Source organism: Tunturibacter gelidoferens, assembly GCF_040358255.1.
In the GTDB taxonomy this organism is placed as follows: domain Bacteria; phylum Acidobacteriota; class Terriglobia; order Terriglobales; family Acidobacteriaceae; genus Edaphobacter; species Edaphobacter gelidiferens.
In genome coordinates, this window is sequence record NZ_CP132938.1 from 3,534,922 (window position 1) to 3,558,526 (window position 23,605).

At 58.9% G+C, this 23,605-nt stretch carries 24 protein-coding genes; 11 read left to right on the plus strand and 13 right to left on the minus strand.

Going from position 1 to position 23,605, the window contains the following annotated elements:
* Positions 1–4 precede the first annotated feature (4 nt).
* The 3 genes from RBB81_RS15565 to RBB81_RS15575 form a co-directional block, all read right to left on the minus strand.
* On the minus strand, positions 5–208 hold the full coding sequence (locus tag RBB81_RS15565) for a hypothetical protein (protein ID WP_183788310.1): 204 nt from the start codon (positions 206–208) through the stop codon (positions 5–7).
* An 83-nt stretch (positions 209–291) separates the two neighbouring features.
* Positions 292–933 carry a pyridoxal 5'-phosphate synthase glutaminase subunit PdxT gene (pdxT, locus tag RBB81_RS15570; RefSeq protein ID WP_353071285.1) on the minus strand — a complete coding sequence of 214 codons (642 nt, stop codon included), beginning with the start codon at positions 931–933 and terminating at the stop codon, positions 292–294.
* Positions 934–1,151: 218 nt separating this feature from the next.
* A complete protein-coding gene (locus RBB81_RS15575) occupies positions 1,152–1,400 on the minus strand; it encodes a glycogen/starch/alpha-glucan phosphorylase (protein ID WP_353071286.1) in 249 nt (82 codons plus the stop codon).
* Between RBB81_RS15575 and RBB81_RS15580 the strand changes: the two genes are divergently transcribed.
* Entirely contained in the window at positions 1,314–1,742 is a 429-nt protein-coding gene (locus RBB81_RS15580) for a potassium channel family protein (protein WP_353071287.1), read from the plus strand. The genes RBB81_RS15575 and RBB81_RS15580 overlap by 87 nt on opposite strands.
* Before the next feature lie 542 nt (positions 1,743–2,284).
* On the opposite strand, the gene RBB81_RS15585 is transcribed toward RBB81_RS15580, so the two are convergent.
* Complete coding sequence (locus RBB81_RS15585; protein WP_246373449.1) at positions 2,285–2,992, minus strand: lipid-binding SYLF domain-containing protein; 708 nt, start codon at positions 2,990–2,992, stop codon at positions 2,285–2,287.
* A gap of 290 nt (positions 2,993–3,282) precedes the next feature.
* Between RBB81_RS15585 and RBB81_RS15590 the strand changes: the two genes are divergently transcribed.
* Positions 3,283–3,609, plus strand: coding sequence for a hypothetical protein (locus RBB81_RS15590; RefSeq protein WP_353071288.1), 327 nt, complete (start codon positions 3,283–3,285; stop codon positions 3,607–3,609).
* A 108-nt stretch (positions 3,610–3,717) separates the two neighbouring features.
* On the opposite strand, the gene pdxS is transcribed toward RBB81_RS15590, so the two are convergent.
* Positions 3,718–4,671 (minus strand): pyridoxal 5'-phosphate synthase lyase subunit PdxS, encoded by a 954-nt coding sequence (gene pdxS / locus RBB81_RS15595; RefSeq protein WP_183788304.1) that lies wholly within the window; start codon positions 4,669–4,671, stop codon positions 3,718–3,720.
* Between the two features lie 333 nt (positions 4,672–5,004).
* Here pdxS and RBB81_RS15600 point away from each other — a divergent pair, with 333 nt between their 5' ends.
* Positions 5,005–5,724 carry a glycosyltransferase gene (locus RBB81_RS15600; RefSeq protein WP_353071289.1) on the plus strand — a complete coding sequence of 240 codons (720 nt, stop codon included), beginning with the start codon at positions 5,005–5,007 and terminating at the stop codon, positions 5,722–5,724.
* Between the two features lie 104 nt (positions 5,725–5,828).
* On the opposite strand, the gene RBB81_RS15605 is transcribed toward RBB81_RS15600, so the two are convergent.
* The 4 genes from RBB81_RS15605 to RBB81_RS15620 all read right to left on the minus strand — a co-directional run bounded on the left by RBB81_RS15605 (position 5,829) and on the right by RBB81_RS15620 (position 10,139).
* A complete protein-coding gene (locus RBB81_RS15605; RefSeq protein WP_353071290.1) occupies positions 5,829–6,356 on the minus strand; it encodes a PaaI family thioesterase in 528 nt (175 codons plus the stop codon).
* Between the two features lie 189 nt (positions 6,357–6,545).
* Complete coding sequence (locus tag RBB81_RS15610; protein WP_353071291.1) at positions 6,546–6,923, minus strand: VOC family protein; 378 nt, start codon at positions 6,921–6,923, stop codon at positions 6,546–6,548.
* A gap of 93 nt (positions 6,924–7,016) precedes the next feature.
* The gene (locus RBB81_RS15615; RefSeq protein WP_353071292.1) at positions 7,017–9,569 is read right to left on the minus strand and encodes a RecQ family ATP-dependent DNA helicase; all 2,553 of its coding nucleotides are present in this window, start codon (positions 9,567–9,569) and stop codon (positions 7,017–7,019) included.
* Between the two features lie 111 nt (positions 9,570–9,680).
* Positions 9,681–10,139 (minus strand): energy transducer TonB, encoded by a 459-nt coding sequence (locus RBB81_RS15620; RefSeq protein ID WP_353071293.1) that lies wholly within the window; start codon positions 10,137–10,139, stop codon positions 9,681–9,683.
* Positions 10,140–10,288: 149 nt separating this feature from the next.
* Between RBB81_RS15620 and RBB81_RS15625 the strand changes: the two genes are divergently transcribed.
* Positions 10,289–11,290: a serine hydrolase gene (locus RBB81_RS15625; RefSeq protein WP_353071294.1), complete on the plus strand. Its 1,002-nt coding sequence runs from the start codon at positions 10,289–10,291 to the stop codon at positions 11,288–11,290.
* Between the two features lie 122 nt (positions 11,291–11,412).
* Positions 11,413–11,859 carry a rhodanese-like domain-containing protein gene (locus tag RBB81_RS15630; protein ID WP_353071295.1) on the plus strand — a complete coding sequence of 149 codons (447 nt, stop codon included), beginning with the start codon at positions 11,413–11,415 and terminating at the stop codon, positions 11,857–11,859.
* 92 nt (positions 11,860–11,951) lie between these two features.
* Here RBB81_RS15630 and RBB81_RS15635 read toward each other — a convergent pair whose 3' ends face one another.
* From RBB81_RS15635 to RBB81_RS15645, 3 genes are read right to left on the minus strand one after another with little or no spacing between them, the layout of a single operon-like run.
* Complete coding sequence (locus RBB81_RS15635) at positions 11,952–14,192, minus strand: xanthine dehydrogenase family protein molybdopterin-binding subunit (protein WP_353071296.1); 2,241 nt, start codon at positions 14,190–14,192, stop codon at positions 11,952–11,954.
* Positions 14,189–15,196, minus strand: coding sequence for an FAD binding domain-containing protein (locus RBB81_RS15640; protein WP_353071297.1), 1,008 nt, complete (start codon positions 15,194–15,196; stop codon positions 14,189–14,191). Before RBB81_RS15640 ends, RBB81_RS15635 begins: the two co-directional genes overlap by 4 nt.
* A complete protein-coding gene (locus RBB81_RS15645; protein WP_353071298.1) occupies positions 15,193–15,984 on the minus strand; it encodes a 2Fe-2S iron-sulfur cluster-binding protein in 792 nt (263 codons plus the stop codon). The genes RBB81_RS15640 and RBB81_RS15645 overlap by 4 nt, the downstream gene beginning before the upstream one ends.
* Before the next feature lie 198 nt (positions 15,985–16,182).
* Between RBB81_RS15645 and RBB81_RS15650 the strand changes: the two genes are divergently transcribed.
* From RBB81_RS15650 to RBB81_RS15665, 4 genes are all read left to right on the plus strand, one after another.
* The gene (locus RBB81_RS15650; protein ID WP_353071299.1) at positions 16,183–17,763 is read left to right on the plus strand and encodes a S10 family peptidase; all 1,581 of its coding nucleotides are present in this window, start codon (positions 16,183–16,185) and stop codon (positions 17,761–17,763) included.
* Between the two features lie 142 nt (positions 17,764–17,905).
* Positions 17,906–18,133 (plus strand): hypothetical protein, encoded by a 228-nt coding sequence (locus RBB81_RS15655; RefSeq protein WP_020713518.1) that lies wholly within the window; start codon positions 17,906–17,908, stop codon positions 18,131–18,133.
* A 126-nt stretch (positions 18,134–18,259) separates the two neighbouring features.
* The gene (gene ribB, locus RBB81_RS15660; RefSeq protein WP_179583037.1) at positions 18,260–19,405 is read left to right on the plus strand and encodes a 3,4-dihydroxy-2-butanone-4-phosphate synthase; all 1,146 of its coding nucleotides are present in this window, start codon (positions 18,260–18,262) and stop codon (positions 19,403–19,405) included.
* Between the two features lie 350 nt (positions 19,406–19,755).
* The gene (locus RBB81_RS15665) at positions 19,756–20,571 is read left to right on the plus strand and encodes a GAF domain-containing protein (protein ID WP_179583039.1); all 816 of its coding nucleotides are present in this window, start codon (positions 19,756–19,758) and stop codon (positions 20,569–20,571) included.
* A gap of 289 nt (positions 20,572–20,860) precedes the next feature.
* Here the strand turns inward: RBB81_RS15665 and RBB81_RS15670 are convergent, their stop codons facing one another.
* A complete protein-coding gene (locus RBB81_RS15670) occupies positions 20,861–21,691 on the minus strand; it encodes a response regulator (RefSeq protein ID WP_183788280.1) in 831 nt (276 codons plus the stop codon).
* 177 nt (positions 21,692–21,868) lie between these two features.
* On the opposite strand from RBB81_RS15670, the gene RBB81_RS15675 reads away from it, so the two are divergent.
* Together RBB81_RS15675 and RBB81_RS15680 are read left to right on the plus strand one after the other, a co-directional pair.
* Positions 21,869–22,597, plus strand: coding sequence for a DUF4440 domain-containing protein (locus RBB81_RS15675; protein WP_183788278.1), 729 nt, complete (start codon positions 21,869–21,871; stop codon positions 22,595–22,597).
* A gap of 32 nt (positions 22,598–22,629) precedes the next feature.
* Entirely contained in the window at positions 22,630–23,502 is an 873-nt protein-coding gene (locus RBB81_RS15680; protein ID WP_353071300.1) for a hypothetical protein, read from the plus strand.
* Positions 23,503–23,605: the final 103 nt, after the last annotated feature.

Here is a 23,605-nt window from a genome sequence, read left to right on the forward strand (position 1 = left end):
TGCCTCAGCCTAGCTTTCCCAGGAGGAAGGCGTAGAGGACGACGACGAGAATGGCCGCGACCACTCCGACGAGAAGAGGGGCGAGCATATTGATGTCGATTGTGTTGGCTGCGCCGTCGAGCTGCTTCCTGTTGCCTTTGAAGAGGAGGAATTGCGCTTCGGATCTTCCTGACTCGAGAGTATCCGTTTGGATGGGCCTGGAACTCATATGTGGAAATGTTAGTTACGAAGGCATAAATAAGTCATAAAGATTCGGCCGTGGAACAGGTGGGCGGCGTGGGTTTTAAGGACCTATGTCCTTAGGGAGTCTGCGCTGAGTTGATTTTGAACGAGTTGGAGGAAGAGCTGGTGGACGCGGGGGTCGTGGCCGAGTTCCGGGTGAAAGGTGGCGGCGAGGAGGTTGCCCTGGCGGACGAGGACGGGGAAATCGTCGCGGGTGGCAAGGGTTTCGACCTCCGGGCCCACGCGGGTGATGCGGGGTGCGCGGATGAAGACCATCTCAAGGGGAGCGCCGGGCAGTTTGGTGGGGGCGGTAAGGATGGTGGAGTCCAACTGGCGGCCGTAGGCGTTGCGTTCAATGGTGATGTCGAGGGCGGCGAGGGAGATCTGAGGGGGATTTTGGACGTCATTGGCGAGGAGAATGGCTCCGGCGCAGGTGCCGAAGGTGGGGACGGTGCGGACGAAGGTGGTGAGGGAGTCGAGGAAGCCGTTGCGCTCGAGGAATTTGAGCATGGTGGTGGATTCGCCGCCTGGAATGATGAGGCCGTCGATGCTGGGGCGGTGGTCGGGGGTGAAGAGCTGGTCTGGGGTGCGGATGAGTCGGGTGGTGACTTCCAACGTTGCCAGGATCTTCGCATGGGCCTCGTAGGCTCCCTGAAGGGCGAGGATGCCGATGGCTGGCGGTCGGTGTTGTGGCGATGATTGTTCCGTCATGTACTCTTTGGATCTCGCCTCTGTTATGAATGAATTACGGATGACTGAACCGGCAAAGCCTTCTAGAAGCGGCTTCTATTTATATGATTCAGACAGTCGACCAAAGTTGTTGTTTTTGGTCTTCGGCCGCCGTCGGAACGCGGCTATCTCAAGTATAGAAGACCCTACGGAGTAGTTTTATGAGGCGAATGACTCCGCCGTGCGTATGCGCAATTCAGTCATTTTCTGCATCTTTGGCCGCTTGGCGAATGTCGTCGTTTCTTTCCAGGTTCAGACCACTGGGCACGTATGGCGTTCCAAATGTCGGCGGCGTACTCTCCGATCGTTCGATCACTCGAGAACCTGCGTGAGCCCGCGACATTCAGAATGGCTTTGTCTATATGGTGGATGGTGGGATTATCCTTATCAAACGTCTTCGGGACTTCACGAGTCAGTCCGGTATCTCTGGAATCGGTTGTTCGTACCAATTGGAAAAGCAGGAGAACATTGTGATTCCTTGGGGGCTGACCATCAGGTTCTTGAAGCATCTGGCGGTCGGCCTTTGGCTGTTCTCGCCTCTGTTGTTGACCTTGATGCTGGTAATCATGCTGCTTGGATACCTTGCCGGTAAGCAGGAGGGCTGGTCGCGCTTCGACAGCTTCTATTGGGCATTCGTCACAGCAACGACAGTCGGTTACGGTGACTTCCGTCCAACCAAGAGACGATCAAAGCTTATAGCCATTCTCACAGCCGTGCTGGGATTGCTGACTATGGGCATCATCATCGCATTGGGAGTGCATGCCGCGACAAAGGCTTTTGATAGAACCTGAGGTCCTGGACGGTCTGCGCCTCTCGGAGAACGCATCGCCGCAAAACGTCGATATGTACGGATTAGCAGGCCGACTTCTGATGACCGCTTCGGATATTTTAAAGAAGTGAGGCGGATTGTCGGAGTGATATGGAAACCAGCGGCGTTGCGGGTTCTCCTGTACGACTGTGGGTAAAAGCGATTCTTGCTTTTGCGGTTTTCTGTTCCGTGTGGAAGTTCTGCCCGTAAAGCGATTGATACTGTCTCACCGAATGCTGCGGACTTTGGGAAGAGACGATGAGACACAAGCGGAGATAAGACGCAGCTACTGGTCCGATCGTATTCGCCAACGATCTCGTCTTCCTCTGCAGTGAGCCATCGAAGGACTATCGGTTCACACAAGTCACGCAAGTCACGCAAGGGCGATCGGTTGATAGTTACTAAATTTTATTGTGTAACTGCGGAGGGAACAAATCCAGGGAGAGGAAGGAGGCGATTTGGCAAGGCCTCCTTCCCCTCATGTCTGCTCGGGGCTTCCGAGCGCGAGGGAGCTATGCGCGGAGCTTAGTGGGCACCGCTCGCGTGGAACATCTGGTTGACGGTACGGATGAAGTTCAGGGAGTCAGGCTTGGGTTTTACGCTGCCCGACAGGATGGACTCGTAGGTGACATCGCTGCCGTAGTAAGCGGTGGTGTCTTCGGTGTTCTGGTGGACTACATCGCCGGTAAGGTCGATGCCGGCGAAGATGCCCTTGTTGCGGGAGTAGGTGAGGAAGGCGGCGTTTGCGGTCTCGGTCGTGGAGGCCTGAGAGTCGCGTCCGACGGGTCCGGCGGCTACTGAGGCGTCGCCGCCGAGCTTGATCTTGTCGTGGAGAAGGCGCTCGAAGGAGTCGTGAGTGGTGCCGACGAGGACGAGATCAGTGGATTGGCCCCCTGCCTGAAGGCCGAAGCTAGCGCCGGTGAGTTGGATGAAAGCTGGAGCGCTCCAGCCATGGCCGGTGCGGCAGCTGACTACGCCCTGGCCGTACTGGCCGCCTACGATAAATGCTCCTTTTTTGAATCCGGGTATGACGGCAATGCAGGTGGCCTTGGCGGCGATGTCGTTTGGTATGCCCTTGTCCGGGGTGGCCATGAGATCGTGCAGGACCGCGTGCGCCGCTTCGATGCGTTCATCGAGCTTTTGCGTGTCAGCCGCGGAGGCGGCGATGGTCATAGACATGGTCAGGGCCGCAGTGGTGCAGAGTGTTTGAACAAACTTTCGTATCATCATCATCTCTCCCTTTGTACCGCTGGTTTTATATCGCTCGTTGTTTCAGCGTCTGTAGTGCGATGCGTATGTAATGGGCTAAGTTGTGCAGGAAATGATTTGGCAAGCGAGCCTGTTGAAGATAAATTTGCGGAAAATTGCAGGGGCGAGGCAACGCAGGTCGCGTGATCTCGGACACGGCGGGGAACTTCACGAGATCAACCCGGTATGCATCGTTTGGGGGATGGCCGCAGAGGCGCAGCTCAGCTATAGGTAAAAGGGTGCGAGTTCATCGGGCCAGAGTTTATTTGTGCGCAATGCCTTTGCTGACCGGGTTATATGCCGAGGCGTCGGTTGTGCCGTTGCTCCGGCCTGACGTGGTTGCTTCGAGAAGGATAGTCGTTGCAGCGCCCGTGGACGATGCGGCCGCGATGCAGGAGAGTCTGCGGCGAGATGTTGCGGAGCATCCTGAAGAGTTCGTCGTATTTGCGACTGAGGCGGGAGCGAATCAGTTCATGACGGAACATCGCTTTTCCGTCGAGACGGAGACCAGTGGCAGGATTATGTCGCGCGGGGTAGTGGGGTACTGGCAGGGGAAGACGATTGTGGTGCTGCCGTGGGAGCCGCTTAAAAACTTTCAGTAACTTTCCGTAAATGACATGGAAAGACTCGTCCTGCCGGACGGCTCCCTGCGCGGGAGGCGGTCACTTCGTGACTCGTGTACCCCTCCCGTTGGTCGGCAAGTGGCGGCTCTACCAGCCGCGGGTTTGCATGAGGTCTTGCTCTTCGATGGCTGCTGCGGCGAGACCCTTCATGGAACCGATGACGGCTTCGCTGGCTTCGGCGACGATCTTGGGGTCGTTGAAGTGCGTGGTGGCGATGACGATGGCGCGGGCACGGCTGACGGCTTCTTCGCGCTCCTTCGGATCGTTCTCGACATCGAGCGGGGTGGCGCGTTCCTTCATGAAGATGCCGGAGCCTACGAAGACGGTCTCGGCGCCCAGCTGCATCATCAACGCCGCGTCGGCGGGGGTGGCGATGCCGCCTGCGGAGAAGTTGGGGACGGGGAGTTTGCCAGCTTTGGCTACCATGCGTACGAGCTCGTAGGGCGCGCCATGGACTTTGGCGGCGTTGTAGAGCTCCTCGTCGCCGAGGACGGTGAGTGCTTTAATCTCGCGGACGATCTGACGCATGTGCTGGACGGCGTGGACGACGTCGCCGGTACCGGGCTCGCCTTTGGTGCGGATCATGGCTGCGCCTTCGGCGATGCGGCGGAGAGCTTCGCCGAGGTTGCGTGCGCCGCAGACGAAGGGCGTGGTGAAGGCGTGCTTGTCGATGTGGTAGGTCTCGTCGGCGGGGGTGAGGACTTCGGACTCGTCGATGAAGTCGACGCCGAGGTGCTGGAGGACCTGGGCTTCGGCGAAGTGGCCGATGCGGGCCTTGGCCATGACGGGGATGGAGACGGCGCCGATGATCTGCTTGATGAGCTTGGGGCTGGCCATGCGGGCGACTCCGCCTTCGGCGCGGATCATGGCGGGGACGCGCTCGAGGGCCATGACGGAGATGGCACCGGCCTCTTCGGCGATGCGGGCCTGCTCGACGTTCATGACGTCCATGATGACGCCGCCTTTGAGCATCTCGGCGAGGCCGAGCTTGAGGCGGAGGGACGGGGTGCCGAAGTTTCCGTTTTGGGTGTGGTCTGACATGGGGCTCCTTATGCGCGGCGGTGGGCGCACTGTGATGCGTGGGTGTCCGCGAGACTTTTAAGTTTAGCAGTTTTGAGCGGTGGTGACGTGAGGTATTGGCTGCCGTGTTGCCGACCTTGTGTTTCGCAGCCATGCAGTCGAACTGGTGCGTATTCGCGCAGAGATTGGCTGACGATCATTCCTCTTCGGGTGCAAGGGAGAAGTAAGTTAGCCAGGTTGGTTCAGGGCGAGGCATTTTGGCTGAAAATTCAACTGGGGTTTATTCGGAATACGGCCCTGCGGCCTCAAGCTGCGCTTACGGGGCGGTGTGTGGGCCTCGACGGAGGGGTCTGAATGGTTGGTGAACTGACGATCGTGATTCCTGCCAAGAACGAAGTGGCGATGCTGCCTAGACTGCTGGAATCTCTTTGCAGGCAGGACTATTCGGGGATGGCGCAGACGCGGGTGCTGGTGGCGGATGCGGGTTCGACTGACGGAACGGTGGAGGCGGCGCTGGGCTTTCGCGACCGGCTGGCAGTGGAGGTAGTGCCGGGTGGGTTGCCTTCGGTGGGGCGCAATGCGGGGGCTAAGCTGGCAACTACGAAGTATGTGTTGTTTCTGGATGCGGATGTGGAGCTGCCGGAACCTACACTGTTGCGGCGAGCGCTGTGGCGGATGGAGCGGCGGGAGCTTCATCTGGCGACGACGAACATTGCGTGCCGGCAGGGTAGCTTTTTTGATGATCTGCTGTATGCAGGAAATAATTTGATGCAGAGAATTGGATCGTTTACCAAGCCGTTCGCTACGGGGATGTTTATGTTGTTTGACAGCGAGGTCTTCTGGGCGCTGGGTGGGTTTAATGAGCGGGCTTTGTTTGCAGAGGACTATCTGCTGTCGAAGGGCGTGGCGCGGCAGCGGTTTCGTATCGTGCGCGGTCGGGTGCTGACGACGAACCGACGATTCCAGAAGCTGGGGCACTGGCGCATGGTTTGGATGTTCTTCAAGACCATGGTGCATACCTGGGATGAGGAGTATTTTCTCGAGGACCAGGACTATTGGGGTGAGGCTGGGTAGAGTTGTCCTGCCGGACGGGCCCACTGCGCGTGGGGCGGCCACTTCGTGGCGAGTATACCGGACTCGGTAGGTTCGGCGGCTTGGGTCCGGCCTTCGGCCGGGAACTATGGGGTGATGCCGGCGGCGAAGAGGAGTTTTTCGTCGATGGCGATGAAGAGGCCTTTGCTGCGGGCGAGGACTGTGCCGTCGGGGTGTTGAATTTCGGCTTGATGGAAGAGCTTGCGGCCGGGTTTGCCGTCGGCTTTGTCGGGGCGGTTGAGGTGGCGGCCTATGAGAACGAGAGGCTGGTAGAGCGGGACGGGGCGGAGATAGTCGATCTCCATGTGGCGTGTCATCGCGAGGACGTTGAGGGGGCGGTTGAGCTTGCTCATGGCTTCGTCGAGCAAAGCGGCGACGATGCCGCCGTGGATGTGGCCCGGGGGGCCTTCGTGCATGCGGTCGAGCTGGAAGTTGCAGGTGGTGGTGATGGCTTCGGGGTTTGAGGTGTCGGTGGTGAAGGACAGATGGAGGCCCTGGGGGTTGGCGGGGCCGCAGCCGAAGCAATGGTTGGCGCGCTCGTCGATGGTGGGGTTGCCGTCCATCGAGGCGGGGGTGTGGCGGGCGGTGTCGGGTGTGGGCTGGTGTTCGCTCATGAGTCGCCTGTGCTTCGGACGTTAGCACAATGAGGGGTGAAATGAATAGCGATTCAGTTTTACGGTGAGCCTGAGTCGGTTTGGTGGAATGAGAGCGTACCGCAGGGGAGACCCAAAGCTAAAGCATTGGGCTACCTAGAAACACGGTGCCAGTGGACGTTGTGTCTGGTGTGACGTCGAGCCGGGGGGTTACCTGGAGGAGGGTTCGCCGACGAAGACGAGGCAGTCGTTCGGGTCGGAGATATGAAACTCGGTCATGCCGTAGTCGCGGTCGAAGAGGTCTCGGATGCGGTAGCGGTCTTTGAGGGTCTTTACATGCTCCCATAGCGGGTGGATGTTGGAGACCTCCAGATAGATCTCGGTGTGGCCGCGAACGCATTGCATGACCTTCTCGGAGGCTGCCTTTTGGAAGTGAATGGTTTGGCCGTCACGCTCGACGATGGAGTAGTCAGGGGAGTGCATGGTGAGGGTGAAGCCGAGGACGTCGCGGTAGAACGCGAGAGTCTCATCCATGTCGGCGACGGCGAGCATGGGGCTGATGCGTTTTGCGGTGGTTGCAGGTGACATCGACGGCTCCGTGAGGAGGATTTGGCGAATGAAGACATGGTGCCATGGAACGTCGCGGTTGGTGGGAGTTCCGTCCTTATCTTTTGATTTTTTTCAAGCGGTGCAGACAGCAAGAATGCCTGGGCCGAATTTTTCGATCTTGTCGAGGCCGAGGCCCTGAATGGATTTGAGCTGGGTGAGGTTTTGTGGTCGGGCGAGGACTATGTTGCGGAGCGTGGTGGAGGCGAGGACGAAGAAGAGCGGGAGGCCTAGGCGCTCGGACTCGGATTTGCGCCATTCGCGGAGGCGCTCGTCGAGGGCTTGTTGTTCGGGCGTGAGGGAGTCGGCGGTTTCGCTGGTGATGGCGCGTTGGCGGGTGAAGGTTTCGGTGGGATGAGAGTTTGGTCCACCACTCTCTTCGCTGGTTGAGAGAGTGAGGGTTGAAGAGTGGAGTGACCTCGATGCAAGGCCTGAAATAGAGGGTGCATTGTGGGTGACTCGGGCAAAATGTGGGGGTCTCTCCACTTCGCTGCGCTCCGGTCGAGATGACGATTCTTTTCTGTCCGGGATTGAGGACGAGGAGGGAGCTTCGGCACGGCAGAGGGCGACGATATCGGCTCCGTAGCGATCGGCTTTTTCTGGGCCTATGCCGGAGATTGCCATGAGGGAGGGTATGGTTGTAGGCCGAGCGACAACGATAGCGTGGAGGACAGACGCTGAAAGTACGAAGAAGTCTGGTACGTGCGCTTTGGCGGCCTCCTTTTTTCGCCACTCGATCAAATTGGATTGGAGTACCTTCTGGGCCGCAGTGAGCTCACTATCGATACGCTCTGCCTTTCGTTGGAGCGCGCGAGGATTTGTGCCTAATGCGCGCGGATTAGTTCCAGATGCTCGAGAACCTGTGCGTTTTCGTGTTCCAGTGGCGGTGGAAGCGGTGGTGTCTTTGAGGAGGAGGTCGGGTGGGAGGGGGCCCGTGAGGGTGCGGCCTTCGTGGGTGAGCGAGGCTTTTTTGTAGGTGACTAGGTTGCCTTCGGGGTTGGTCCACTGGTCGGTGTTGAGCGCGATGAGGCCGGAGCGGGTGAGGGCGTCGAGGAGGGTGTCGAAGACTTTGCGGTCGGCGGCGGGAGTGTTGCGCAAGGGGCCGGTGGAGAGTTCGGTGTGGAGTTTGCCGGTGGCGCGGGTTTGTCCGTCTAGTGCGCGGAGGATGGCGCGAAGTTGGCGGTCTTCTTCTGTGGTGGGTGGGCGGAAGGTTTGTGCCGTTGCGTTTTGCGGGGCGCAGAAGTCGCAGTGGCCGCAGGGGCGGAGGCCGTCGGCGGTGTCGCCGAAGTGCTGAATGAGAGCGGCCATGCGGCACTGTGCGGACTCGGCGAACTGGACCATGCGGTCGATCTGGGAGCGGCGGAAGTTGATCTGATCGTCGTAGCCTTTGCGCCAGGCTGCGCTGCGAGGGGCGTCTTCGGCGGCGCGGACGTTGCCGGCCATGTCGATGTTGGCTGCGCCCTGGGCGATGAGTTTTTCGACGGCTTTGTCGAAGGTCTCAGCATCCATCTTGAGGCGCTGGCGGAGGAGGTCGGGCATCTGGTAGTCGTCGGAGAGGAGAGCGGCAACGCGGGTGAGGTCGGTGATGGCGGGGTAGTCGCGCTCGAGGAAGAAGTCGTGCATCTTGCGGTCGGCGAAGGAGTGGAGGAGGACGGTGCGGGAGGGCTGACCGTCGCGTCCGGCGCGGCCAATCTCCTGGTAGTACTGCTCGACGGAGCCGGGGAGCGCAGTATGAACTACGGTGCGGACGTCGGCTTTGTCGATGCCCATGCCGAAGGCGATGGTGGCGACTACTACTTCTAGTCTGCCGGTGAGGAAGTGGCGCTGGACGCGTTCGCGGGTGGCGGGGTCGAGGCCAGCGTGGTAGGCGGCGGCAGATCCGCCTAGTGAGGAGGCGAGTTCTTCGGCGGACTTGCGCGAGGGCGCGTAGACGATCGCGGGGCGGTTGGATTTTTCTTTGAGGAGATTGGCGGTGAACTCGTTGCGGCGGGGTTTAGAGAGCTCGACGACCTCGATGGCGAGGTTGTGGCGGCGGAAGCCGTGGATGAAGAGCTCAGGTTGGGTGAGCTTGAGTTGGGTGATGATGTCGCGTTGGACGGTTGGCGTGGCGGTGGCGGTGAGGGCGATGACGGGGGCGGGGCGCAGGGCAGGGAGGAAGTCGCCGAGGGTGCGGTAGTCGGGGCGAAAGTCGTGGCCCCAGGCGGAGATGCAGTGGGCCTCGTCGATGGCGATGAGAGACGGCTTCTTCTTTGCGAGCATCTCGGGGAAGTTGGGGACGCGCATGCGCTCGGGTGCGATGAAGAGGAACTGGAGGGTGCCGTCGAGGTAGTCGCGGCAGGCTTGACGGGCTTCGTCGCGGGAGAGACCGGAGTGAATGCGGGCGACGCGGAGGCCGGCGGCGGTGAGCTTGGTGGCCTGGTCGTCCATGAGGGCGATGAGGGGGGAGATGACGAGTGCGGTACCGCCGCGGGCGATGGCGGGGAGCTGGTAGCAGAGGGATTTTCCTGCTCCGGTGGGCATGACGAGCAGGACGTCGCGGCCGTCGGTGGCGGCGCGGCAGACGGCCTCCTGGTTGGCGCGGAACTCTGCGAAGCCGAAGGTTTGATGGAGGAGAGTTTCGAGGTTCATTCTGCTAGCTTCGAGTTTCGCATATTGTTCGCGTGAGGGCGAAGTGGCTTGTGAGGAACTCGAGGTGGACAGTTTGAGTCCTGAAATGGAGTTGCGGGTTAGTGAAAAGAGCTAGAAGATCTGGTAGTTCACTTCGACTGTCGTCCGATACGGAACAGGTGTGCCGCGGTAGGTTGCGGGAGTGAACCGATACTGTGCTACGACTTTGACAGCATTTTCGTCGAGGGTGAGAGCTGCTCTCGTTCCTTCTTGGACAAGGGTATCAGCGATCGACTTCGCAACGTGTATGTCGGTAGTGGTGCCGTCGATGCGAACGATGAAAGAGACGAGGCAGTTGCCTCCAATCTTTTTCTTTCTCGCCTTTTCGGAAAATTCTGGCTCTACCGAGTAGATGAGCTTCGGAGGCGTAACTCCGTCTCCAGCGTGATAGATGCCGAAGAAGTCTGGATTGGGAAGCGACTGTTTGGGATTTGCTTGTGGGTCCGGTTTCTTGCTCTCCGCGGACGATGCGGCGGGTGGAGCTTGTTGCGAGAGAGCCAAAGTTGGATTCGCCAGGACGGTTGGAGTCATGAGTCCTACGACGACGGTTATGACGCTGAGCTTGGTACGGTCATGATTTGTTGTCCGAAATCAGAGAGAGAGTAGCATGTATCGCGAATCCAAATGTTTTCAAATTTCAGCTCTAGGTGACACTCGCGGTGCGAGTGGGAAGGAAGAGTATGTTGAATTCGCGGCGGGAGTTTTTGGTGAAGAGTGCAGCGGCGGTCGGGACGATGCAAGTGGCGCGGCCTGCGATGGCTGTTGAGGATAAGGCGACACCCGATGCGATTTTGTCCCTGTTCAAGGGGCTTCCCGGAGATGTCGCAGTGAAGATCTATGCGCCGGCGGTGAATGGCAAGCCCGAGTTTCTGGTGGAGTTGAACTCGGCTAAGACGATGTTTGTGGGAAGCGCGATTAAGACTTTCATCTTGTGCGAGGCGTTGCGGCAGGCGGATGCGACGGATGTGGTTCAGAGGCTGAAGGCTCAGCAACTGAGCCTTGACGCTAGTGTGTGGTCGTTGGATAGCGCGATGTTCAACCCGCCAAACCTGATTGGTAAGGTTTCGGAGAGAACTGCGCTGGAGGCCATGATCATGCATAGCGACAACACGGGGACGGATATCTGTTTGAAACATGTTGGCCCCGAGAAGGTTCGGGAGTTTGTTACTTCGGCAGGATTGAAGAGCTGCATGATTCCCGAAAGCACGCGGTCACTCTTTGGTTATTTGCTGGGAGCGAAGGACTATAGGACTTTTAGCTGGGAGGATTTGGGGGCGGCAGCGAATCAGACGATGGTGAACGTGCCGATGAATAACGTGCAGACGATGGCTTGTTCTGCCGATGACCTTGTGTCGTACTATTCGCGAGCGCTGCAAGGAGGTTTCTTCAAGGCTAAGGAGACGCTCAATGAGTTTCGCCGAGTTCTTTCGCTTGGGGATGCGATCTGGCTGCTTCCGCTACCGCTGGGAGTGAGCGCGTTCGTGAAGGGCGGGAGCATCGATGTTCCGGGATTTCATGCGCTGTGTGCGCCGGGAGCGATGCTGTTTGACGGGCGGTGGGTATACTTCTGCCTGACGATCAACTGGGAGGCAAAGGATGTGGCCGACCCTGCTACGGCGGGCGCTTTCGCCGCGGCTGCCAGCCGGGCGCTCTCTCTGGTGAAGGATAAGCTGTCTACCTGAGCCCGGCGGAGGCGGTGTCGCTGGATATGAGGGGTGTTGGGCAGGTGGTGTAGCTGTAATTTCCAGCATCTTTCGATGCAACGGAATGATCAGATAAAACGGAGATGCATGGAGGAGGCTGTATGTATCTGATTGCGATTTGTGTGGTTGGGTTCCTTGTGTTGCTGTTTGGGTTGTTGAGGATCAGGCAGCTGCGGTGGAGGCGTGAGCTAGAGGAGCACAGTATCGAAGCAGACGCGCTTTATGAACTGCTCGAGAAGAATCGAGAGATTCTGCTGTTCGATGTTCGCCAGCCGCTGGATCTGCTGGCACATTCGGAGATTATTCCCGGTGCGAAGAGGATTCCACCGAAGGAGGTCCTGGAGCAGGCTTCGCTGATTCCGAAGGAGAAAGATTCAGTGATCTACTGCACCTGCGTGAGCCAGAGCACCAGCCGGATGATCCTGGAGAGGGCGCTGGCGTTGAATTTTACGAAGATCAAATTTTTGAAGGGCGGCTTGGATGCCTGGAAGGCAAAGGGGTACCCGGTGGAGAGATACACCACTCCGTTTCATCTTGATACGGCTTGAGGGGTCCTGCCGGACGGGCCTCCTGCGCGGAGTGCGGTCACTTCGTGACTTGTCTACCTTAAAACCTCTCTCGGTCGGGAGGATGATCACGGCTATGCCTGCATGATCTTGTCTATGGTGATGGGATAGTCGCGGATGCGTTTGCCGGTGGCGTTGTAGATGGCGTTACCGATGGCTGCGGCTGCGCCGGTGATGCCGATTTCTCCGATGCCACGTGCGCCTAGAGGATTGAATTTTGTATCGGGAATGCCGGTGACGGTGACATCGATGGTGCCGATGTCGGCGTTGACGGGGACGTGGTATTCGGCGAGGGTCTCGTTGACTGTGCGGCCGTGGGTGGGGTCAATGTGCGCCTCTTCGTGGAGAGCGGAGCTTACACCCCAGACGATGCCGCCCTGGAGTTGGTTGATTCCGGTTTTTTGATTGACCAGGGTTCCGATGTCGTAGGTGGCGACGATGCGTCGGACCTGGACCATGTGAGTGTCGATGTCGACGGCGACCTCCGCAAAGACTGCACCGAACGACTGCGCGGTGTAGGCGGTTCTGTCTTCGCCGGGTTCAGCGCTGGCGGTGGCTTCGATGGGCTGGCCGCCTGCGCGCTGCAGGATAGCGGTGAAGGTGTCCGACTTATTGGGTGACGATTTAGCGAAGACTTTTCCGTCTTGTGTGTCGAGACTTCCGGCCTGGAGGCCGTGAAGGGGCGACTGCGAGTCGTTGACGGCGAGTTCGAAGAGCTTGAGTTTGGCCTGTGTTGCTGCTGCTGCGGCGGCGGGGCCGATGCTTGCGGTGGACTGTGAGCCGCCGGAGACGGGGGCCTTCGGGAGATTGGAGTCGCCGAGTTGAACATCGACTAGCGCGGGATCGATGCCGAGGCCTTGCGCGCAAGCCTGCGCGAGGACGGTGTAAGCGCCGGTGCCCAGATCCTGCGTGCCGCATCCGATGTAAGCTCGGCCGTTCGGGAGGATACGCACAATGGCGGAAGCAGCAGAACGGTTGGCGCCGTAGGTTGCGGTCGCCATGCCGTAGCCGATGAGATTATTTTCCTGGCGTAGTTGTCCTGGCTGTGGATTGCGTTTGGACCAGCCGAAGCGCTCGGCGGCGTCGGTGTAGCACTGATGAAGGCTCTTCTCGGTCCATGGACGATCTTTGCTGGGATCTTTTTCCGCGTAGTTGATAAGACGCAACTGGACAGGGTCGATGTTGAGTTTGTGGGCGAGCTCATCCATGGCGCACTCTAGGGCGATGGTGCCGGTGGCCTCGCCCGGCGCTCGCTGGTAGGTACCGACACCGAGGTTCATCTCGACCATGCGGTGACTGGTGACGTTGGACTCGCTGTTGTAGAGGAGCCGAGTCTGCATCGCAGAGGGCTCAAGGAAGTCCTCCATAAGCGAGGTATGGACGATGACGTCGTGCTGAATGGCGAGCAGCTTGCCGTCGGCGGTGGCGCCTAGTTTCACGTTTTGTGCGGTGGTAGGGCGGGAGCCGACCGGGCCGAACATCTGTCCGCGTTCGAGAGCGAGCTTGACGGGTTTGCCTACGACCTTTGCCGCCATCGCGGCGAGCACGACGTGACTCCAGGTGGAGCCTTTGCTGCCGAAGCCTCCGCCGACGAAGGGGCATTGCACACGTACGTCATCGACGGGGATACCGAAGGTGCGGGCGAGAGTCTGGCGGTCGCCGGTGATGTACTGAGTGGCGTCGTAGACGTTGAGCTTGGGGCCGTCCCACCAGGCGATGGTGGCGTGGGGTTCCATGGGATTGTGGTTCTGAATGGGTGTGGTGTAAACGACGTCGATGGTGACGGCGGAGTTTGAGAGCGAGGTGGCGATGTCGCCGCGTTTGCTGTCGGCGGGTTCGCGGCCGGGTTGTTTGGGGGGGCGGGCTTCGGCGAGGCGACCTTTGAATTCGAGTTGTGCAGATTGGCTCTTATAGGTGATCTTGAGCAGGGTCGCAGCGTGCATCGCCTCTGGGAGCGAGTGCGCGACGACGACGGCGATGGGCTGGCCGTTGTAGAAGATGTCCTTCTCCTGCAGGACGGTGATGTGGCGACGTGTTGGAGGCTGAGGAGAGGCTATGGGGAGTTTCGGTGCGTTAAATGGAGTGAGTACGGCGAGGACGCCTGATGCTTTGCCGGCTGCGGTTTGGTCGATGGAGACGAGGGTGCCCTTAGGAATCGTGCTTTGAACGATGTAGGCGTAGGTGACGTCGCTGACCGGAAACTCGGCGGAGTATTTCGCTTTGCCGGTGACCTTATCGCGGCCATCGTAGCGGTTTTTGAGCTGGCGCTGCGGGGTCTTGGGGGCTTCGTCTTGAAAGAGAGCGGGGGCCGTCATGCTTGTGCTCCTTGTGCAGCGAGGGTGAGGGCGCGCACGATGCTTTGTTTGGCGAGTTCGATCTTGAAGGCGTTGTGTTCGTACGGTATGGCTCCGGCAAGGGCGAGGTCCGCAGCTTTTTTGAAGGACTCTGGGCCTGTGGTCGCGCCGATGAGAGATCTTTCAGCTTCGACGGATCGCCATGGCTTGTGGGCGACTCCGCCGAGCGCGAGGCCAGCCGATTTGATGGTGCCGCCTTCCAACTCGAGACCAGCGGCGACGGAGACAAGGGCGAAGGCATAGCTCTGACGGTCGCGGACTTTGAGGTACCAGGAGTTCTTCGCGAACTTCGGTGCCGGGAGCTCGACTGCGATGATGAGCTCGTCGGGCTTGAGGTTGGTGTCGAGATGTGGGGTGTTGCCGGGAAGGCGATGGAAGTCAGCGATGGGGATTGTTCGTTTGCCCTTCGGTCCTTGCGCGTGGATGGTGGCGTTGAGGGCGGCGAGAGCGACGTTCATGTCGGATGGGTTGGTGGCGATGCACTCTGCACTTCGACTGCTGCCGCTGCTTGCGCCAAGGATGGCGTGGATGCGGTTGAAGCCTTTCATTGCAGCACAGCCGCTGCCTGGAGTGCGTTTGTTGCACTCGGAGAAGGCGGTGTCCATGAAGTAGTAGCAGCGGGTGCGCTGCATGAGGTTGCCGCCTGTTGTGGCCATGTTGCGCAGTTGCGGGGAGGCACCACTGAGAAGGGCTTGCGAGAGCAAAGGATAGTGGCTGCGGATGATCGGATGATTGGCGAGGTCGCTGTTGCGGACGCATGCTCCGATTGAGGTGGCGTCTCCAGATGTGGTGATCTGGGAGAAGTCGAGATGGGTGACGTCGACGAGAGTGGACGGGTGCTCGACGTTGTACTTCATCAGATCGACGAGGTTGGTGCCACCGCCGAGGAACTTCGTGCCTCGCGCGGAGAGCGCGTGAACGGCTTCTTCAGGAGAGGCGGCGCGCTGATAGTTGAAGGGATTCATGAGCGGGCTCCGAAGCTGGTCGATGGTTTTATTTCGAGCTCCGATACCGAAGGACCGCAGCCTTCATCAGGAACGAGAGCGCGGACTGCGGCAACGATGTTGGGGTAAGCTCCGCACCGGCAGATGTTGCCGCTCATGCGCTCGCGAATCTCCTGATCATTAAGGCTTGGACGGTCGCTGCAGGCACTGAGGCGTTGCTCGAAAGAGACCGCACTGAGAGTGCCGTGTTTGTGTTCCTCGAGAAGAGCGACGGCGGAGCAGATCTGGCCTGGGGTGCAGTAGCCGCATTGAAAACCATCATGCTCGAGGAAGGAGGCTTGTACGGGATGAAGGTTGTCTCCGTCGGCGAGACCTTCGATGGTGATGATGTCGGCTCCGTCGGCGGTGACTGCGAGGGTGAGGCAGGAGTTGACGCGGCGGCCGTTGAGGAGGACGGTGCAGGCTCCGCATTGGCCGTGGTCGCAGCCCTTCTTGCTGCCGGTGAGGGCGAGATGTTCGCGAAGCGCGTCGAGGAGGGAGGTGCGAGTGTCGAGGGAGAGCGACTGCGAGGTGCCGTTCACCTTGAGGGTGAGATCCATCGTGTGGGGCGTAGTGGCGGCTGCGGCGTGAGCCTCTTCTGCAGCCGCCGCGATACGCGGGATGCCTGCTGCTACGCCGGCTCCGAAGATGCCGGCGGCTTTCACGAAGGTTCGGCGGGAGAGTTCGACGTCAGAGGACTGCTCGGAGAGCGTGTGCTGATCGTGTTCCTGGATGTCGTCTTCTTTTTCGGTGCAGGGAGGAAAACTCATGGAGGGCCTCAGTGTGGTTGGCGATGCGTGGTTGTTTGACGCGGTGCACCAGTAGACGTAGACGTGAAGGCTTGGAAAAAAGATGCACGCAGATGGCGTGTGGTCAGGGGTGATCGAAAAGGTATGATGATCGCGTCCACAAAGCCGTAAAGTAATTTACACGGCGTCGGGTTTAGACGACGGTACGGGAGAAACGAATTGATTCATCTCGAAGTTTCGAAGGGTTTATTGGTATCTCGCATACCAGGTTTGATTGCTACGCTTGCTTTGGTTGTGATGGTGATGCCCGCGCTACCGCAGGCGCGAGCGGCGGGGGATGCGGAGGCGAAGAAAGACGAGACGACAGTTCCAATTCCCGCAGAGACGAGTTCAGTGACCAGGCATGAGTGGGCCGCCGGGGGCCGGTTGGTGCACTACACGGCGACCGCTGGGAATCTGCTGATACGGGACGATCAGGATAAGGCGAATGGGAGCATCTTCTATGTGGCTTACACGGAAGATGGAGTTGAGGCGAAGAGCCGGCCGGTGACCTTCTTCTATAACGGTGGGCCGGGTGCGGCGACTATCTGGCTGCACATGGGATCGTTCGGGCCGGTGCGCGTGGTGACGCAGAGTCCAGAGGCCACGGGGCCCGCGCCGTTTGAGTGGGTGCAGAATCAGTACAGCCTGCTGGATAAGAGCGACCTGGTGTTTATCGATGCGCCGTTGACGGGCTACTCGCGCGCGGTGGGTAAGGGTACGGTCAAAGACTTTGCTGGGACCGATCAGGACATCAAGGCATTCGAAAAGTTTATTGTGCGTTACATTACGGCGAATCAGCGGTGGAACTCTCCGAAGTTTCTGTTTGGTGAGTCGTATGGAACGACGCGGTCGGCCGGGCTGGTGAACGCTCTGCAGAACGATGGGATTGAGTTCAATGGCGTGACGTTGCTGTCGTCGATTTTGAACTACAACCGACGGAGTCCCGGGCTGGACTATGAAGCGATCGGGTACATGCCTTCGTTCGCTGCGATCGCGTACCACTATCACAAGGTGAAGACGAATGGGAGTCTGGCTGAGTGGGTGGAGCAGGCGAGAGTCTTTGCTCGCGGACCCTATGCGGAGGCTCTGCAGCAGGGAGATAAATTGTCCGTGGCTGAGTTCGACACGATGGCGGCAAAGGTCGCGGCGATTACGGGGTTGAGCGTGGAGTATGTGAAGGAGGCGAAACTGCGGATTTCGGCGACGCGGTTTCGCAAGGAGCTGCTGCGTGGGGATGAGCGGACTTTGGGTCGGTATGATGCGCGGTTCATGGGATGGGATGTGGATTCAGCGGGGGAGAATCCGGGTTATGACCCATCGGATACGGGGATCAGTGGAGTGTATGTTGGGGCATTTCACGACTACGTTCAGAGGGAGCTGAAGTATTTGAGCCAGGAACCGTACTACACCTCGGGTCCTGGGCTGAACGAGAATTGGGACTTTAAGCATAAAGCTCCGGGCGGCGGGCCGGGGAGGGCTGGGGAGCAGACGGCGCCGGATGTGGCGGTAGATCTGGCGGATGCGATTCGCAAGAATCCGAAGCTGCGGGTGTTCTCGGCCAATGGATACTTTGATCTGGCTACCCCATTCTTTTCAACGGAGTACGACCTGAGTCATATGGATTTGCCGGAAAAACTGGTGAACAATGTGCAGTTTGGCTACTATCCGGCGGGACACATGGTCTATCTGAATGTGGATGCCTTGAAGGAGATGAAGGCGGATGTGGCGAAGTTCTACGCTTTGGCTCAACAGCGCTGAATAGCCTACGCCTGGTGAGCGCAGGGCTGAACACGCCCTTGCTTTTGCTGCCTAAATGCCTTAGAATGAAGGTTGCGTTTATTTCCCAGAGTGCATAACGCGAAGTGCGGAAATCAAATTTTGAAGAGGTACTGATAAAGATATGGCAAAGCGTCGTGGAAATCCCAATTGGGGCAAGCCTGAGCCGATCGGGCCGGTTGTTCCGACGGTAACATCGTTCGAGCAGGTTGTGAAGGAGTTCAAGCTCACGCCCGACCAGTACATTCGCTCCACAAGACTTCGTGAGTGGGCCCGTAGAAATAAGAACTCGAAGTACATTCCTGAGGCGCTGCTTGAGGCGTGGGGATTCGAGATCGAATCCACACTGTAAGTGTTTGATTTGAATTTTGTAATTCGGTTGTAAAAAGAGAGCGCTGCCCCTTGCGGGTGGCGTTTCTTTTTTGCGACGGACGTAAGATGGGATGCGTCGAAAGAGATGCATGTAGGAGGCGGGATTATGTTTGCTGACGTGACAGAGGCAGTTGCGGAGATCAAAGCGGGTCGGATGGTGGTCGTCGTGGATGACGAGGACCGCGAGAATGAGGGCGACCTGACGCTGGCTGCGGAGTTTGTCACGCCGGAGGCGATCAACTTTATGGCCAAGTATGGGCGCGGGTTGATCTGCTTAACGCTGACGGAGGAGCGTGCGGATTATCTGCGGCTGGGGCCGATGACGCAGGAAAATACGTCGCGGTTCGGGACTGCGTTTACGGAGAGCATTGAGGCTCGGGAGGGCGTGACGACCGGGATCTCGGCGGCGGACCGGGCGCACACTATCAAGGTGGCGATCGATCCGCGGTCTACGGCGCATGATCTGGCACGGCCGGGGCATGTGTTTCCGCTACGCGCGCGCAAAGGTGGCGTGCTGGTGAGGGCCGGGCAGACGGAGGCTTCGGTGGATCTGGCGCGGATGGCGGGGCTGGTGACGGCGGGCGTGATCTGCGAGATTATGAACGATGATGGCACGATGGCGCGGGTGCCGGACCTGGTGAAGTTCTGCGCGGAGCATGGGCTGTTGATGGTGACGGTGGCGGATCTGATTCGCTATCGGCTGCAGCATGAGCGGTACATTCATCGGGTGGCGGAGTCGCTGATGCCTACGGCGCATGGGGAGTTTCGCATGATCGCTTATGAGAGCGAGGTGGATGGTGGGGAGTCGCATATTGCGCTGGTCTTTGGGGATGTGAGCGGCTCGGAGCCGGTGCCGGTACGGGTGCATACGCATTGCCTCGCGGGAGATGTTTTTTCTACGACGCTGTGTGATTGCAGGGCGGTGGTGGAGCAGTCGCTGAAGATGATTGCGGAGGCGGGCAAGGGCGCACTGGTGTATCTGCATAATGGCAGCGCGGGTTTTGGCGTGGATCGAGGCGTTACGCCAGCGCGGATTGTGCTGCACCGGGAGCAGCGGGCTCGGGAGGGAAGCGATGATCGGGCGCATAGGACGCTGCGGCAAGTGGGTCTGGGTGGGCAGATTCTGTCGGATTTGGGGATTCACAAGATTCGGCTGCTGACCAATACACCGACGCATGTGCCGGCGCTGCAGGGGTTCGGGATCGAGATTGTGGAGCAGGTTCCGGTATCGATCGAGCCGGTTCGGCGGTAGATTTTTTCAGAAAAAAATGCTGGTGTGGCGGCGATGGGGAGAGCTCCGCATTATGGGCGTTTTTGAGGGGTATTTTGCGAAAAGGCTGTTTTGGTTGTGGTGTTTTGGTGGTGAAAGTGTGGTGGAATGTGTGGCTGGCGTGGTGATTAGGCCGCGTGATTTTGGGGGCAAAAAAATACGCCACGGTTGAAGAAGATTTCGTGAGTTTTTTGGGGGACGTGGATTATTATCGACTGTACCTCCCTGAACGTTATGATTGATGATCCCGGATCTGTTGAGAACCGGTTCGATGTGGCTGACGTCATGTCGGGGATTTGGCACGGGAGCAACGGGACAGGGAAGGATTTGAGATGAGCGCGCTTACTTCGATGGTAGCTGACACCGGTTTGGAGGTGGTCGACCTTTTCGAGGATGCGTCATTTGCGGGCAGACGGCTGCATGATCGCGATGTCGCGATGCAGATGGAGGGGATGCATCGGTTGGCGCGCGCGTTCGTGGAGAGCCCTGACACGATTTTGCAGGAGTTGGTGAATTCAGCGGTTGACCTGTGCGGCGCCGACAGTGCAGGCATCAGCATTGAGCGGGAGAATAAGAGTGACGCGGAGTTCTATGAGTGGGTGGCAACGGCGGGCGAGTATGCGGGTTTCCTGAATGCGACGCTGCCACGGAGTCCCAGCGCGTGTGGGGTGTGTCTGGAGAGGGGCCGACCTCAGCTGTTTCGCGTCACGCAGCGGTTCTTCGATCTGATGAGGATTGAAGCTCCGACGGTGACCGATGGCATTCTGCTGCCGTGGGAGGTAGGGGAGACGCGGGGCACGATCTGGATCATGGCGCATGGACGCGGAGAGGCGTTTGATGGGAACGATCTTCGTATGATGCTGGTTCTGGCGAACTTCGCTGCGATGGGCGTGAGACAGCAGCGACAGCAGAAGTTGCTGATGGAGCAGGCGATGGTGGGCGCCGCGTCCGGGATGGCCAATGAGCTGGCGCACCGGATCAATAATCCGCTACAGAGCATTACGAACATTGTGTATCTGGCGGGTGTGGGTGGGTTTGCTGGGGATGCGAAGACGCTGGCGGAGGAGTTGGCAGAACCGATCAAGAGACTATCTGTTCTGGCGGCTCGAATATTGGTATTGCCGACGGCGGCGAATCGTCAGGAGTGAGTGAGTGTCTGAGGAGAGGACGATTTCTGACGGTTTTTCGGGGAGATAGAAAACAGACAACGGCTGGAGAGGGGGGGTTGAAGGGACGGGCGGTTCGGGTAGGTCTGAGTTCTTCGGGATCCTTCGCTGCGCTCAGGATGACGGCAAAGGCTTATGGCGATTTGCCTGATGGTGTATTGACTGCAAAACGCAGATTCCCTTCGGGAATGACAAACAAAAAAGCGAAATCGACTCTACACCAACTGCGGCGTTGCTCAATGCTATTCGCCTCCGCTTTCGCCTCTTGTGGCTATGCCGGAAGCGCATCGACGATCGACTCTGCAAGGTAGCTCTTCATCGCCTGGCTGAGCTGTGAATCGACTTCGTCGGCGATGGTCATCACTCCGATGAGCACTACGCTGAAGTCTATGTTCGCCAGGTTTTTCTGGAGGGTGTTGAAGACGCTGACCTGAAGGATGCGCGACTCCTCGACCATCATGGCGGCGCTGTAGCCTTGCTTGCGGCGGACGGTGCCGTGCTCTGTGGCGGCTGCCGAGAATAACTCTTTGCTGCCAAGACTCTTTGAAGAACGGAGGCGGAGGACGAGGTCCCGGATGACCTGGGGGAGATGGCCGGAACGTTGTTGGAAGGTCATGGGAATTGCCATCAAGGTCTCTTCTTTTTCGACAAGTTCGTACCAATCGTTGATGGTGCTGTCTGAGGAACGTTCGAGGATGGCTGCGACACTCTCAACGAGGCGGGCACGAGTGGGGCCTGCGGCGAGCCGCTGTTTGATGGCCTCCACCAACATGGTTACGTCCATTGGCTTGACGAGAATTTCGTCAGTCTGCAGCAGGATCGCCTGAGCGGCGGCGTCCATATGGGGAAACGAACTGAGCAGTATGGTGACGGCTTTTGGGTTGGCATGACGCATGGCGCTGACGACCGTGAGGCCGTCTCCTGCACCGGGCATGTGAAGGTCGCTCAGGAGGACGTCGAAGGCCTCCGAACTGATGTGTTTGAGAGCTTCGGTTACCGTTGCAGCGACCGTGACGTTGAAGCCGTGTTTTCTGAGAATGATGCCGAGGGTTAAACGTATCGTCTCGTCGTCGTCGACTAGTAAGAGCTTTGCAGGTGCCATCGTTCTTCCCTCCAGGAGCTCGCGACGGACTGGAGCTCGCGGACAGATGGTATCTGTATCTTACTCCTATGTGCTTTGGCCGACAGAGCGCGCTGAGAGAACGCGGAACTCTGAGCTGCTGGACGGCGTATCTACGAACTCGGGCATTGGATCGGTCTTCGTCTTCAGGAGGAAGAGGTGAAAAGAGGTCTGGTTGCTGCGTTCGTCATCGTCCTAGCCGTATGCTCGACGGCACGCGGCGCCGACACCCCGAAGATAACGGAGTCGAAGCTGGTGCAGCGGACCCAGGAGCTGTTCGATGCTGTGGCTCCTGGCAATCAAGCGCCGTGGAAGATGTATGTGGCAGAGGATGCGATGTTCTTCGATGAGAAGGGCAGGTCGATGGACAAGGCTGCGCTGCTGGAAGATCTGCAGCCACTGCCTGCCGGGTACTCCGGTACGATTCGCGTGATGCGGGCGAAGTCCCGGTTTGCGACGAATGTTGCTGTTCTGAGTTACGACTGCGATGAGGTGGAGACGGTGTTTGGGCGGGAGCTGCATGCTCGCTATCACACGACGGATACGTGGTTGTATCGGAATCAGGCATGGCAGATTGTTGCGAGCCAGACGTTGCGGTACTACGAAGACCCGGCTGCGGGTGCGGTTTCAGATGCGATGCTGAACGACTATGCAGGTGCGTATGAGCTTGCTGCCGGAAACGTCGTCACGGTTACGCGGCAGGGTAGTGAGCTGTATGCGCAGCGTAACTCGGGTAAACCGTACCAGCTTCTGCCGGAGTCTCCGGATCTGTTTTTTCGTGCGGGAGTTGAGGGGCGGCGGCTGTTTCATCGCGATGCTTCGGGGCATGTGGACATGATGATCGATCGCAGGAATAACGAAGATCTGCTTTGGAAGAAGATTCGATAGTGCTCTGAATTTTGGATAGGGAAGAGGTGTTTGTGCCGCCGAGCTCTAATGTCTGGATATGTGCTGCGGGAGTGGTTGTTCTTGTTGTCGGGTTTGTTGCCGCGAGAAGAGAGTTGCAGGCGGCGGCGGGGCTGGACAAACTTGTTGCCGTTGGAAGAGTGCTGTTTGCGGCGCCGCTGGCGGCCTTTGGGGCGGAGCATCTGGTGCTCGGTCAGGTGATCATTGGGGCTGTTCCTGTGTGGATGCCGGCGCGTTTGTTCTGGGTGTACTTCGTTGGCATTGCGTTGATTGCTGCGGCTCTGAGTCTGGCGCCTGGGATACGCGTTCGGTTGACTGCGACGCTGCTGGCTGTCATGTTTTTTCTTTTTGTGCTGATGATTCATGTGCCGAATGTGGTGGCGCAGGTGCACGACAGAGTTATCTGGAACGTGGCGTTGCGGGATCTGAGTTTTGGTGCGGGAGCGCTGGTGCTTGCGGGATCTTTGGGGAGTGGGTCGCGGAAGTTCGGTGAGAATGTAGCGGTGTGGATTGGGCGAGGGATTGTTGCTGTTGTGCTGATGGTGTATGGCGTGGAGCTAATTCTGTATCCGCAGTTTGCGCCGGGGGTTCCGCTGAGTAAGTTGACGCCATCGTGGGTGCCGGGGCCTCATGTGTGGGCGCTTTTGACGGGGCTGGTTTGTATTGGGGGCGGGGTGGGGATATTGATTCGGCGATATTGCCGCGACGGGGCGACGGCGGTGGGTTTGGTGATGACGCTGCTTACGGTGGTTCTGTATCTGCCGATTCTGCTGATGGCGTCTGGGGTGCCGGCGGTGTTGGAAGGGGCGAACTACGTCTGGGATACGCTGCTGTTTGGTGGAGCGGTGTTGCTGGTGGCGGCGGGCGCGCCGAAGCTACGCTCGTGAGATGGTATGCACTCTTGCTGAGGATGCGGAAGAAGCAACCGCAGATCCCCCGTGGGGATGACAACAAGAAAGGCACGGCAACAGCAAAAGCAAATGAACAAAA

Excerpts from the sequence above, each read along its gene's own strand:
- RBB81_RS15610 (WP_353071291.1), bottom strand. The coding sequence starts at position 6,923 with ATGTCACCTGCAACCACCGCAAAACGCATCAGCCCCATGCTCGCCGTC.
- RBB81_RS15635 (WP_353071296.1), bottom strand. The coding sequence starts at position 14,192 with ATGACGGCCCCCGCTCTCTTTCAAGACGAAGCCCCCAAGACCCCGCAG.
- RBB81_RS15640 (WP_353071297.1), bottom strand. The coding sequence starts at position 15,196 with ATGAATCCCTTCAACTATCAGCGCGCCGCCTCTCCTGAAGAAGCCGTT.
- RBB81_RS15655 (WP_020713518.1), top strand. The coding sequence starts at position 17,906 with ATGGCAAAGCGTCGTGGAAATCCCAATTGGGGCAAGCCTGAGCCGATC.
- RBB81_RS15605 (WP_353071290.1), bottom strand. The coding sequence starts at position 6,356 with ATGAGCGAACACCAGCCCACACCCGACACCGCCCGCCACACCCCCGCC.
- RBB81_RS15580 (WP_353071287.1), top strand. The coding sequence starts at position 1,314 with ATGGTGGATGGTGGGATTATCCTTATCAAACGTCTTCGGGACTTCACG.
- pdxS (WP_183788304.1), bottom strand. The coding sequence starts at position 4,671 with ATGTCAGACCACACCCAAAACGGAAACTTCGGCACCCCGTCCCTCCGC.
- RBB81_RS15585 (WP_246373449.1), bottom strand. The coding sequence starts at position 2,992 with ATGATGATGATACGAAAGTTTGTTCAAACACTCTGCACCACTGCGGCC.
- RBB81_RS15645 (WP_353071298.1), bottom strand. The coding sequence starts at position 15,984 with ATGAGTTTTCCTCCCTGCACCGAAAAAGAAGACGACATCCAGGAACAC.
- pdxT (WP_353071285.1), bottom strand. The coding sequence starts at position 933 with ATGACGGAACAATCATCGCCACAACACCGACCGCCAGCCATCGGCATC.
- RBB81_RS15590 (WP_353071288.1), top strand. The coding sequence starts at position 3,283 with ATGCCTTTGCTGACCGGGTTATATGCCGAGGCGTCGGTTGTGCCGTTG.
- RBB81_RS15615 (WP_353071292.1), bottom strand. The coding sequence starts at position 9,569 with ATGAACCTCGAAACTCTCCTCCATCAAACCTTCGGCTTCGCAGAGTTC.
- RBB81_RS15625 (WP_353071294.1), top strand. The coding sequence starts at position 10,289 with ATGTTGAATTCGCGGCGGGAGTTTTTGGTGAAGAGTGCAGCGGCGGTC.
- RBB81_RS15565 (WP_183788310.1), bottom strand. The coding sequence starts at position 208 with ATGAGTTCCAGGCCCATCCAAACGGATACTCTCGAGTCAGGAAGATCC.
- RBB81_RS15670 (WP_183788280.1), bottom strand. The coding sequence starts at position 21,691 with ATGGCACCTGCAAAGCTCTTACTAGTCGACGACGACGAGACGATACGT.
- RBB81_RS15620 (WP_353071293.1), bottom strand. The coding sequence starts at position 10,139 with ATGACTCCAACCGTCCTGGCGAATCCAACTTTGGCTCTCTCGCAACAA.
- ribB (WP_179583037.1), top strand. The coding sequence starts at position 18,260 with ATGTTTGCTGACGTGACAGAGGCAGTTGCGGAGATCAAAGCGGGTCGG.
- RBB81_RS15665 (WP_179583039.1), top strand. The coding sequence starts at position 19,756 with ATGAGCGCGCTTACTTCGATGGTAGCTGACACCGGTTTGGAGGTGGTC.
- RBB81_RS15600 (WP_353071289.1), top strand. The coding sequence starts at position 5,005 with ATGGTTGGTGAACTGACGATCGTGATTCCTGCCAAGAACGAAGTGGCG.
- RBB81_RS15630 (WP_353071295.1), top strand. The coding sequence starts at position 11,413 with ATGTATCTGATTGCGATTTGTGTGGTTGGGTTCCTTGTGTTGCTGTTT.